The 12,161-nt window shown below is 39.6% G+C and carries 7 protein-coding genes and 4 pseudogenes; 4 read left to right on the top strand and 7 right to left on the bottom strand.

The window, feature by feature from the left end:
* The first annotated feature begins 246 nt into the window (after positions 1–246).
* From IPK31_01865 to IPK31_01855, 3 genes and pseudogenes are all read left to right on the top strand, one after another.
* Positions 247–1,920 (top strand): ATP-binding cassette domain-containing protein, encoded by a 1,674-nt coding sequence (locus IPK31_01865; protein ID MBK8086803.1) that lies wholly within the window; start codon positions 247–249, stop codon positions 1,918–1,920.
* 32 nt (positions 1,921–1,952) lie between these two features.
* A pseudogene (locus tag IPK31_01860) lies at positions 1,953–3,306 on the top strand (HlyD family efflux transporter periplasmic adaptor subunit).
* Positions 3,307–3,343: 37 nt separating this feature from the next.
* Entirely contained in the window at positions 3,344–4,477 is a 1,134-nt protein-coding gene (locus IPK31_01855; protein ID MBK8086802.1) for a TolC family protein, read from the top strand.
* A gap of 203 nt (positions 4,478–4,680) precedes the next feature.
* Here the strand turns inward: IPK31_01855 and IPK31_01850 are convergent.
* The 5 genes and pseudogenes from IPK31_01850 to IPK31_01830 form a co-directional block, all read right to left on the bottom strand.
* Positions 4,681–5,204: pseudogene (locus IPK31_01850) on the bottom strand (alpha/beta hydrolase).
* Between the two features lie 22 nt (positions 5,205–5,226).
* Positions 5,227–5,613: a hypothetical protein gene (locus tag IPK31_01845; protein MBK8086801.1), complete on the bottom strand. Its 387-nt coding sequence runs from the start codon at positions 5,611–5,613 to the stop codon at positions 5,227–5,229.
* Between the two features lie 17 nt (positions 5,614–5,630).
* A pseudogene (locus IPK31_01840) lies at positions 5,631–7,069 on the bottom strand (META domain-containing protein).
* Between the two features lie 222 nt (positions 7,070–7,291).
* Positions 7,292–9,636, bottom strand: a pseudogene (locus tag IPK31_01835) (M1 family metallopeptidase).
* Between the two features lie 11 nt (positions 9,637–9,647).
* Positions 9,648–10,226 carry a HupE/UreJ family protein gene (locus tag IPK31_01830; GenBank protein ID MBK8086800.1) on the bottom strand — a complete coding sequence of 193 codons (579 nt, stop codon included), beginning with the start codon at positions 10,224–10,226 and terminating at the stop codon, positions 9,648–9,650.
* Between the two features lie 193 nt (positions 10,227–10,419).
* Here IPK31_01830 and IPK31_01825 point away from each other — a divergent pair, with 193 nt between their 5' ends.
* On the top strand, positions 10,420–10,845 hold the full coding sequence (locus IPK31_01825) for a hypothetical protein (protein MBK8086799.1): 426 nt from the start codon (positions 10,420–10,422) through the stop codon (positions 10,843–10,845).
* A 2-nt stretch (positions 10,846–10,847) separates the two neighbouring features.
* On the opposite strand, the gene IPK31_01820 is transcribed toward IPK31_01825, so the two are convergent.
* Together IPK31_01820 and IPK31_01815 are read right to left on the bottom strand one after the other, a co-directional pair.
* Complete coding sequence (locus IPK31_01820; protein ID MBK8086798.1) at positions 10,848–11,162, bottom strand: hypothetical protein; 315 nt, start codon at positions 11,160–11,162, stop codon at positions 10,848–10,850.
* Positions 11,163–11,166: 4 nt separating this feature from the next.
* Positions 11,167–12,096, bottom strand: coding sequence for a DUF2279 domain-containing protein (locus tag IPK31_01815; protein ID MBK8086797.1), 930 nt, complete (start codon positions 12,094–12,096; stop codon positions 11,167–11,169).
* Positions 12,097–12,161: the final 65 nt, after the last annotated feature.

The following is a 12,161-nucleotide window of genomic DNA, read 5'->3' as shown; positions in this document are numbered from 1 at the left end:
CTGCCCGGATGAATTCATTCAGACGGGAATTACACGAATTTGCACAAATGATGTTGCTGGTCAGCAATCAACTAAGACAAGAGAGATTATAATAGCCTATTTGTTAAAAATTTTCTAACTGATTTTTTTTCTTTGAACATTTAAGTTGCATTCCTGTTATTTGCATTCAGGTTCAACAAAACTTCATTTTGTTTAAACAAATGAAGGCTTGGGCCATAACACTCTTTAACAAAGCGATCAACAGAAATGGCAACAATTGCAGCAGACCGGGATTTAAAGAATCCTCTCAGGCGACTTGTACAGGTACTGAAACTGGAACGGAAAGAAATCAGTTCGATTTATTTTTATGCTATACTTGCCGGGCTGCTTCAGTTAACAGTCCCGCTTGGGATACAGGCCATCATCAACTTTGTATTGGCCGGTCGTGTATCTGCTTCTATTATTGTCCTAATTATTCTTGTTGTTGCCAGTGTTTTTTTTACAGGGCTTTTACAGGTTGGCCAGATGAAGATTATTGAAAAAGTGCAGCAACGAATTTTTACCCGCTACTCCTTTGAATTTGCATGGCGCATTCCCAAACTTGATTTAAAACAGATTGACAGGTATTATTTACCTGAGTTTGTGAATCGTTTTTTTGATACGATCGTTCTTGAAAAAAGCTTAAGCAGATTACTGCTGGATATTCCTGCCGCCACTATACAGGTTTTGTTTGGACTGGTTTTGCTTTCATTGTATGCCAATGTATTTATCATTTTCAGTTTACTGGTTCTGCTTATTTTATTTACCATCATCCGTATAACTTATGCAAGAGGATTAGCAACGAGCTTACAGGAAAGCGATTCAAAGTATGCAGTGGCCGCCTGGTTGGAAGAAATTGCACGGGTACTAAAGTCGTTTCATTTTTCCCGCAGTTCATCTTTACCTGTTGATAAAACAGATGAATTAGTTGTCGGGTATCTCCATGCACGCACCAACCATTTCCGTATTCTGCTTACACAATACTGGTCGTTGATCGGGTTTAAAATTCTCATCACTGCGGGTATGCTCATTGTTGGTGCATTTTTGCTGGTGAGTAATGAAATTAATGTGGGCCAGTTTGCTGCTGCAGAAATTGTAATCTTAACAGTACTTACTTCCGTTGAAAAACTCATTCGCAGCCTGGATAAAATGTATGATATATTAACCAGTGTTGAAAAATTGGGGAAGGTAATTGATAAACCGCTTGAAGCAGCAGGAACGTTGAAGTTTACTGAAAACAGGCATGGGCTGGCTGTTGCCATGAATGATCTCAGTTTTAGTTATAATAATCAAAAAGACATACTCCATAATGTTTCATTTGCAGCAAGGGGCGGTGATAAAGTTTGCATTGCCGGGAAGGACGGTTCGGGTAAAACAACGTTGTTGAAATTATTAACCGGTGCTTATGCCGATTTCAGGGGAAGCATTACCATCAACGACGTGCCGATAGATAACTACGATCCGGATTCACTACGTGGTGAAATAGGAATTCTATTTCATCAGCAGGATATTTTTCAGGGAACATTGTATGAGAATATCACCTTGGGTAACAGCAGTATCACAACAGCACAGATCACTGAACTTGCATCGAAAATTGGCATACTCGATATTATTTCATCCATGAAAAAAGGTTTCGACAGCGAAATTGACGCAACCGGCAAGCGGTTATCAGGTGCTGTAATAAAGAAAATTTTATTACTGCGTGCATTGGTGGGTGAACCTAAGTTGCTCCTGCTTGAAGAACCCTGGCAGGGGTTGGATGAAACCTGTTCGCAAAAAGTAAAACAGTATTTACTTAGCGATCTTCCTGCAACAACGATTCTTGTTATTTCGAACGATGAACAGTTTGCCAAACAGTGCAATCTTGTTTTACAAATGCAGGATGGAACAATTATAAAATAAGAAAACCAACAGATAGTTTAAACAAACAGCACATGTCCTTTGAATTGTTAACAGCAGACATCCAGAATAAGCTCGGCAGAAAGCTTAACTCGTTTGAGCAGGTTTACCGCCAAAATAAAAAGAGCCGTATACGCCGGGTATTCTGGACGATCATTTTTTTTCTGCTCATTATTCTATTTATTCCCTGGACACAGAACATCCGCAGTGAAGGTTCTGTAACAACACTTCGTCAGGAACAGCGTCCGCAACAAATGAATAATATCATTCCGGGGCGTATTGTAAAATGGTGGGTAAAGGAAGGCGATGTTGTAAAAAAAGGAGATACCATTATTCAGCTGGCAGAAATTAAAGATGATTACCTCGATCCGAAATTATTGCAGCGAACCGAACAGCAATTGGGTGCTGAACAATTGACGATTGATTATTACGAAAGTAAAGCCGGCACTGCACAGCAACAGATTGTTGCCATGCAGAATGAACGGGAGTTGAAATTAAGTTCCATTGAAAACAAACTCATTCAAACCAAACGAAAAGTACAGAGCGACAGCATGAAAGTAAGTGCCGCTTTAAATGAAATGAGTATTGCAGACAGGCAATTGGAAGGTGCCACCAAAATGTATGAGCAGGGAGTAATTCCCTTAACAGAATTTGAACGCAGAAAAGTTCTGCATCAAAATGTAAATGCAAAATTAGTTACAGCGCAAAATGATTTCAGTAATTCAAAGCAGGATCTGCTCATCATTCAACTTGATCGTAGTGCTGCTGTACAGGAATATGCAGAAAAAAATTGCCAAGGTACAGGGCGATCAGTTTCAATCACAATCACAAATAGCAAGCGGGCAGGGTAAGGTAGCTAAACTGCAAAATCAATTTGATAATTACCGCATCCGAAGCGGACAGTATTTTGTATTGGCACCCCAGGACGGACAGGTGATTAAGGCAAAGAAAGCAGGTATTAATGAAATGGTAAAAGAAGGTGATATGATTGTTGAGATTGTACCCAATGAATATGAACTGGCAGCTGAAATTTGGGTAAAGCCAATGGATCTGCAATTACTTGCAGTTGGGCAACCAGTCCGTTTTATGTTTGATGGATTCCCTGCCATTGTATTCAGTGGCTGGCCCAAGGCCTCGTATGGAACATTTGCAGGAAAAATTTCAGCCATTGAAACTAATCTCAGTAATAATGGAAAGTTTCGGGTACTGGTTGCGGAAGATGAAAACGACCGGCCCTGGCCAAAGAATTTAAAAATGGGAACTGGTTCTGTTGGATTTGCTTTACTCAAAGATGTTCCGGTATGGTATGAGTTATGGCGGCAGGTAAATGGGTTTCCTCCCGATTTTTATAAGGATCAGCAAACAGGTAAAAGCAGTGACAAAAAATAAGCAGAGAAACAGTAATGATAAGCATCGGGTCAGCAATATGAAAACAGGTTCAGCAAAATGGATAGTTATATGTCTGCATTTTATTTCTGTGCAAATGATTCATGCGCAGGATACAGTTCGTGTATTGAAGGAAGATGAATTTTTATCCATTGTGCGCTTAAACCATCCCGTTGCAAAGCAGGGCGGCTTACTGGTTGATTTGGCCAGAGCTGAACTGCAAAGTATTCGGGGCAATTTTGATCCTGTATTTTCTTACAGCAATGATCAGAAAACATTCGACGGTAAAAATTATTTTAACTATAACAATGCTGAAATCATGATCCCCACCTGGTTTGGTATTGAAGCATATGCCGGTCTTGAACAAAATACAGGTGATTATTTAAATTCAGAAGTAACAAAAAATAAAAGCAGCTATGCAGGTATAAGTGTTCCCCTGTTAAAGGATCTTGTATTGGATAAACGAAGGGCAGCCTTGCAGCAGGGAAAATTATTTACACAGCAAACTGAATGGGAACGACGGAATATTATCAATGATCTTTTACTGGACGCTTATATTAGTTATTGGAACTGGGCAAGAGACTACCAGATGTTCCTTTTACTGGAGAATACGATCCGCATCAATGAATTTCGATATGGATTGATAAAAATTTCTTTTCAGCAGGGCGACCGTGCTGCCGTTGACACAACTGAGGCATTGGCCCAATTGCAAAACTTTCAGCAATTGAGAGAGGAAGTCTGGTTGAAATTCAGAAAATCAACATTGGATGTAGCAAATTTTCTGTGGTTGCAGAACGAACAACCGGCTTACCTCAGCAATAATGTTATACCCGATACAGGGTGGGTGTCAGGAAATTTTACAAAACTGAATGTGGATGAATTATCTCAATGGTTAACACAAACGATCAGCAACCATCCGAAGTTGCAGATGATTGATTATAAACTGCAGGCACTGGAAGTAGAACGAAGGTTAAAGTTTCAAAACCTGTTGCCAAAAGCTGATTTGAAATACAACTTTCTGCAAAGCGGGTATCAATTTCCTTCGGGGAGTAATGTAGTGTTCTTTGAAAATAATTATAAGTTTGGATTGAATGTGGCCATTCCGATTCCTAACAGGGGCGGGTTTGGACAGTACAAAGCAGCAAGGATTAAATTGAAATCAGTTGATAATTGAAGTTTTCATTGGGCGAAACAACATTGTTCCTTTTAAATACCCGTGAAACCAAACTGCTTGAAACACAACAAAAGCTGCTTGAGCTGAAAACAAAATTCTATCAATCTTTTGCGAAATTGAATTGGGCAAGTGGATTGTTGAAATAGAATTTGTAACGGTCCTTTCTTTACAGCTGATTACAGATGTAAAATAATAATACGAACTTATCTCAGCATTTTTAATATCTCCAAGCCCTGTTTCCATTGTCCGTAACCTGATGCAGTATTGATATGGCCTGCATTTCCGATGCTGATGAATTCACTTCCCCAAGTCGCTGCAAAAACTTTGCCCGCTCTAAACTTACCCATTCATCATTTTCACTTGCAACAACAATTGTTTTGAAATTGATTTTATCAATCGGTATAGGAGCAAAGCCTGTTGCAGGAAAACTATATACCGGAGCTTCAATATCGCTTGGTGCAACCATCATTGCGCCTTTGATCTTTTGTTTGAACGTTTGGCCCAATGTGCAATGGTTGCACATCCTAAACTGTGGCCGATAAGTACAACAGTTGAGGGTCATACCCGGCAATTGCTTTGTCAATTGTGTTGATCCAATCATTGCAGTCGGGTGCATCCCATTCCTGCTGAACAATGCGCTGAAAATTACTGCCTGATTGTTCAAAAATGTTTGCCAGTGCTCTTCTCCTGAATTTCCGAGTCCGGGGATAATAAAATAATTCGTCATAGTATGAGTGCAGAATTTCTATTTATTGGATTTCAGAGTAAAGAACAATACTGTCAACTGTTACTTTTGCAATATGTTTTGTCCTGGAAGTTGGGTCAACAGGTGTCCAGTGCTTAATCGTAAGCAGCTCAGCATCCTTATTAACCAGTTGTTCTTTCAGTATTGAAATGGAAAGCCCTGATTCAGTTCCCCTGTTGATGTAATAATAGTTTTTATCGTTTTTTAAATGAATGATAATATCACCCTTACCTCCACCTTTCGTTACATCAGCAACAATTCCTGTATGCGTTGCACAGTTTTCTAAGCTTGCTTTTGATAATGGCATCAAAGCAAGCAGAACAAAAACAATAATAATAAACAAAGAAATGAAGCTGAGTATTTTCTTTAGTGAAATAGGTTTTGCTGTCATATAGAAAAGTGATTGTTTTATTTTTTCATCAGCCTCATCACTGCAATGTCATCAATCAATAAAGTAAGTGTGTTGCCACTTACACTGTAACGGTTTATTTTTTTCAGTGTTTGCAGAAACACCTGTTCACCTTCACCCGGGCAAAACATTTTTGTCATGGCCATTGATTCAGGAAAGTTGATGCTGTTGCCGTTAACTGCTGCTGTTCCGCTAAATTGATTACAGCCAGTGTTGCCGCTTATTTTATTGCCCGCATCAAAACGGATCATTGGTTTTTTATTGGGATACAATCCATCAAACGCAATCTTTGCACCGGAAATATAATTCAATTCCCATTCGCCGGTTAAAGCGGAAGCAGCAAGAGTTTGCATAAAATTTATTTTTTCTGCCAGCATTAAATAAGGCGGATGCAGATGGTGCATAAATGGATTTTCTTTACTGTCGGGATAGGTTTTGTAATACTCATCGTCAGGAGTTAATACAATGGTATTGCCTGTTCTTACATAATGATTACTCTCAAAATAAACAGGTGGTTCAAATCCCGGAATTTCATTCTTCACCATTTTGGATGTGTACTTACCCAGGAATTTTTGATAATTCCTTTGCGCTTTTTTTGTTGGCTTGCTTAACTGGTTGTACATATGTTTCAATGCAATATTCTTCGGAAACTTTTGTTTCTTAATCATTGCACCCGCATTCACAAAAGGATTGGTGTTATTAAAATCATTGACGGTTTGTATGGAGAAGGGAACTTCAGGAACCCAGTCAGCAGCATTCACAACATTGTATGCCCAGCCTCCCTGTGTGGCTGCTTCATATTCATAAGCAAAATAAAGATTGCCCGGTTTAGGTCCGGCACTGCAATAAGTTTTGAAACGGATATCAGCAGGAAGCTTACCCTGTTTTTGTAAATTATAGAAATACGCTGTTAATAAAAAGGTGATGGCTCCTCCTGGCTATGGCCCAGTAAAATAATTTCTTTTGCTCCTGTTTTATACAATGAATCAATTTTTGGCAGCATATCTTTTGATAAAAATGCCATGCCCACTAACCAGCCCACATGAACAGCAGCTTTGGGATTCGTTGCCAGCTCATAGCTGAATGTTTCTGTTGTACTCAATTTCAATTCACCTTTTGCAGGAACCATGGCTGCATAAAAGTTCTGCAACCAGCTTACGGGGTCTACAGTGGTTCCTCTTACACTGATCACTGCAACATTGCCGGTACTTTTCCACAGATCCCAGCAATTGAGTAAACCCATAACCGGTGAACGGTACAAAAACTGGTAATTCGGTGGAAGCGGAATATTGCTGTAGTAAGGAGAATCGCCAAACCTGGAAGAGAGCTTCATCAGGTCAATATACTCGGCTTTATCAAAACCGGGCTTTAACTGTTGAGCAGATGTTGTTGTGCTGAAAATAAAAATGGCAAGGATGAATAGCAGGGAATTTCTCATCTGTATGTTTTAGGTGAAGGTTTCTTTTTTGTTATGATTCATCAAATCATTTTCGCAAATACAATCTGCTGCTGAAAATACATCTCTTTGGTTGATTTTTATATTACTAATGTAAGAAAGTGCAGGCAAATTCGGCAGCACAAAGAACACACAGTTAAAAACACAAAGGGTACAGAGATTTTTCTCTGTACCCTTTGTGTAATCTTAGTGTAACTGTAATGCTTACTGTTTTACTTTCGGGTTTTTATCAGGTGCTTTTTGTGAACGCTGCATAGAATTTGATCCTGTGCTTTGTCCTCTTCCCGGGCCTTGTGACTGCTTGAACAGGTTAAACCTTGATGGCATTTCTTTCAACGGCCACAGGTTATTGCTCTCATCAATATCAGCTGTTTCACGCATTGGATCGATACGGATGGCAGCCACTTCTTTATCCTTTACAAAAGTCTTGGTTACTTTTTCTTCATTGAGTTTCCAGATGCTTACGGGAATACGATCCACTTCTTTAGTCCCGTCTTTGTAGGTCCACTCAATAATGATGGGCATTACCATGCCGCCTTTGTTGGTAAAGCTGAGTTCATAAAAATTCTTACTCACCCATTTGTTTTTATTTTCTGTATCAACCTGGGCATTTGCTTCACGCTGCTGCTGCATGTATTTTGTATCAGCACCCGGATTTACATAATAGAAATCACGAAGGCTGGTATCAGCATCTGTTGCATAAGTAATACTCTTATCGTTTTTATTTTTGATTTTATGAACAGCATCAAATTCTTTCTGCTGCAATGCTGCTGCATTTGCCGGATCATTCATCTTGAACCATTTTACAGTATCAAGCGAAATATCAACAGGGTCTGTTCCATAATACCATCCTCTCCAGAACCAGTCGAGATCAACAGCACTTGCATCTTCCATGGTGCGGAACAGATCAGCAGGAGTTGGATGTTTGAAAGCCCAGCGCCTTGCATATTCACGGAAAGAGAAATCAAATAACTCTCTGCCCATTACTGTTTCACGCAGAATGTTTAAACCGGTTGCTGCTTTTGCATATGCATTGCTTCCCACCTGTGCTACGTTATCACCCATCGTCATGATCGGTTCCAGTTGATCTTTGGGCAGCTTCATGTAATCAGTAATTAGATGAGCAGGACCACGACGTGAAGGATAGTTGTTATCAAATTCTCCTTCTGTTAAAAATTGTGTGAAAGTGTTTAATCCTTCATCCATCCACCAGTATTGTCTTTCATCACTGTTTACAATCATCGGGAAGAAGTTGTGACCTACTTCATGAATCACCACACCAATCATTCCGTACTTGGTTGCTTCACTGTAGGTACCATCTTTTTCTGTGCGACCGAAATTGAAGGCGATCATTGGATATTCCATACCCTGTGATGCTTCTACTGAAATAGCAACCGGGTAAGGATAAGGAATGGTATGTTTTGAATATACTTTCAATGTATGTGCAGTAACTTTTGTTGAGTACTTGCGCCACAAACCATATGCTTCTTTCGGATAATAACTCATGCTCATGATCTTCTTTCCTTCTACATAGGTTGGCATGGCATCCCATACAAACTTGCGGCTGGCTCCCCATGCAAAGTCTCTTACATTCTCTGATTCATAGATCCATGTTTTTTATCGGTTGCTTTCTCTTTTTCATTGGCAACAGCTTCATCAAGTGTTACAACTTCTGTTACATCTTTTGCAGCCAGTGCAGTTGTCCAGCGTTGAAACTGTGCAGCTGTTAAAAGCTGTTTGTAATTCTGGCATTCACCTGTTGCAGCAATTACAAAATCACCGGGCACTGTCATCTTTACTTTAAAGTTGCCAAACGTTAATGCAAACTCAGCGCCGCCGCTGAACTGTGTGTTCTGCCATCCCTGGAAATCACTGTACACTGCCAGGCGTGGGTAGAACTGGCTCATGGTAAACACTGCATTTCCATCTTCAGGAAACAATTCATAACCACCACGGCTTCCCCAAATACCACGATCAGGGATTTTATAATTCCAGTCGAGCTTGAACACCAGTTTTTGTCCGGGTTTTAAAGCAACCGGTAAATCAATACGCATCATGGTTTTGTTGATGGTATATTTTAATGCAGTACCTGCAGCATCAGTCAGTTTGGTGATCTTCACTCCCAAACCCTGTTCTTCTGCCATACGCCATTGTTCTAAACGTGTAAGCTGATTGTTACTCATCTGCGTTTCCATACGGTTACGGCTGTTGCGTAAGTTATCACTGTTAGGATCATGAATGTTACCATCCAACTGCATCCATATATATGTAAGCTGATCTGGTGAATTGTTGAAATAGGTAATGGTTTCAGATCCTGTTAAACGGAGATTGGTTTCATCCAGTTCAACACTCATATCGTAATCAGCACGCTGCTGCCAGTACTTAGGACCAGGTGCACCGCTGGCGGTACGATATTCATTGGGACTCTGTAATAAATAACCCAGCTGCTCAAAGCGGTTGCCATGATTACTTCCGGGATTACTCTGTGGTGGTTGTGCCATGCCAATCACCGAGATCAGTAAGAAAGAAATTAAAAAACGAATATGCATAATTCAAAATTTTAAAAAGGAATCCGTTCAATTGCCATGATGAGTGATAAACCAAAAATACCTCCGCTCATAAACACAGTCCATTCTCTCCGCTCTGTTTTTAACAGCTGCACAAAAACAAATGAAATAAAAAGTACAACGGCAACAATCAACAACTGTCCTGCTTCAAGACCAAGATTAAATCCAAGTAACTGGCTGAAGATGTTTTCACTTTTGCCCAGCATACTTTTTAAATAATTGCTGAAACCCATACCATGAATTAAACCAAACAGCAATGCAGATGCATAGCGCCAGCTGGTATGCTTCTTATCGGTATTGTTGCCCAGTAAATTTTCCAGTGCGGTAATAAAAATGGTTACAGGAATCAGGAATTCAATCCATGCACTTGGTACAAGAATTTTATTAAACACACTCAATGCAAGTGTAATACTGTGCCCGATAGTAAAAGCTGTGATGAGGATGAGTACCCGCCGCCAGTCTTTCAGCAAATAAGGAAGACAAAGAGCCATCACAAACATGATATGATCATAACCTTTCCAGTCGGTTATATGATAAACCCCTTCTTTTAAATAAAAGCCAAAATCCCCCATATTTGCGTTGAAGACAGTTAAAGCATGGAAAATAAACCAGAAGTTTGTAATCTTCAAAAGAAAAATGAAAATGGCGGTAATATTATATAAGCGGCGGGATCGTAATTTTAAAATAGGCTTATATAGGTTGGTTTTAATCCTTCTTGTTCCATGTATTTTGGCGCTTGGATCTTTTATGATGCATCCTTACTATGTGAGTGTTACAGAAATTGAATACAAGCCTGCCGAAAAAGAAGTGCAGATTGCCGGCAAGCTTTTTATTGATGATCTTGAATCTGCCCTGCAGAAAGAGTTTACAGCAAAGGTGGCGATACTAAATGCAGCCGATAAGAAAAAGAATGAAGCGTTACTGAATACCTTTTTTCAGAAGCATTTAAAAATTTCAATTGATGGAAAGCTGGCAAGTTTTGAGCTGATTGGGTTCGAAAGGGAAGAGGAAGCTATCTGGACTTATCTCGTTATTAAAAATGTAAACCGGCTGAAAACAGCAACTGTGTTTAATGACTTGTTATATTCTCAGCGGCAGGATCAGATCAATATCATACACTTTATCAATAATGGCAACCGCAAAAGTCACCGCTTAACTTATCCTGATACACAGTTCACATTCAGCTGGTAGTATTAAAATGCATTCATGTAAATGCTTGAGCCAAGAAACAGCATCAAAAAAAGACAAACCCATAAACCTGCATAATATATGGTTGATTTTTTCTGAAAGCGTTCATACACTTTGTAATCAACTCCTTTTGGCATTAGTTTATTCTGCAAAAGAGGTTTAAGCGTAAGCAGTTTCAGGACCAAACCTTTTGCAATCGTTCCGCTTTTTTTTAAATTATTCTTATACTTCAGGTTGTCGTATCCAACCATCAGTAATCCACGCATAACATACAGCAGAAGAAAAGGAAAAACAATGGCATAAAACAATCCTTGCGTCATAGTATTAAAATTGAATGGCTTTGAATTTTACTTTGCCGCCTGTATTGAACTCAATTGCAGGCGCAGGTATTTTTACAAATCGTAACAAATATAGGGGTGCATTTACAGCCGACGATGATTTTATACGGAAGAGATCTGCATCGGGTGCCAGGTAAAATTGCCTGCTTCGTTTAAAAGCAGGGATATCTTTTCCTTTAATAGAGGAAGGATTTTCATTTGCACCAATCATTCCGTCAGCTCCATATCCAACTGCAATATTTGCCCATACAGGAAAAGTACTGTTTGTTTTCATAAACGAACGCAGATTTAATGAGAGCCAGTAGGTTTGTCCGTTATAATCTTTCATAATCCGTGAAGCCCATTTCTTTCCAAGCAGACTGGAGTTGTATTGTGCATAGGGCGAAAAACTGGCTGAAAATTTTAACCCGATTCGCTGTTCACCCCAACCTTTTTGCTGAGCAGCAAACATGGCAGCACCTGAAATATTGGCCAGCATATCACCGGTTGAAAATCCCCAGCCATTCGAAAAACCATCCATTACTTCAACTATACTTAAAAAAGCAAGAGAAGTTAGTGCACCACCAACAATTGCTTTGTTGGGATTTACACCGCTCCAGCGAAGCAGATCATGCTCCATTACTGAAACGTTATAAGCAGTAGTGGCATGACCAATTTTATCAACCATGAGCCATTCCCTGTTATCGTTCAGGAAATGAAAACGGCTCTTTGGGAATTTTTTATACCATAAATAATACAAGCCAACAGATGTAAGTACAAATACAACCGATTCACTCCACACCACTTTGCGTAAGCGGTCGGGCCGGTACTGATCAGAGGGGGGTAGAAAATACTGCTGGGCTTCTGCCTGCTGTGAAACAATGGCAAAAACAAAGACCAGTAAAACAACCTGTTTAATATAGTGGCGAACCTTCATTGACACGTGCAAAATACGGAACTCGGTAAATAAAATCAGTTTCTGAACAATGTACTTGAAACAAA

It is taken from the genome of Chitinophagaceae bacterium (assembly GCA_016713085.1).
Classification (GTDB): Bacteria; Bacteroidota; Bacteroidia; order Chitinophagales; family Chitinophagaceae; genus Lacibacter.
This window is presented reverse-complemented; position numbering and strand designations above follow the sequence as displayed.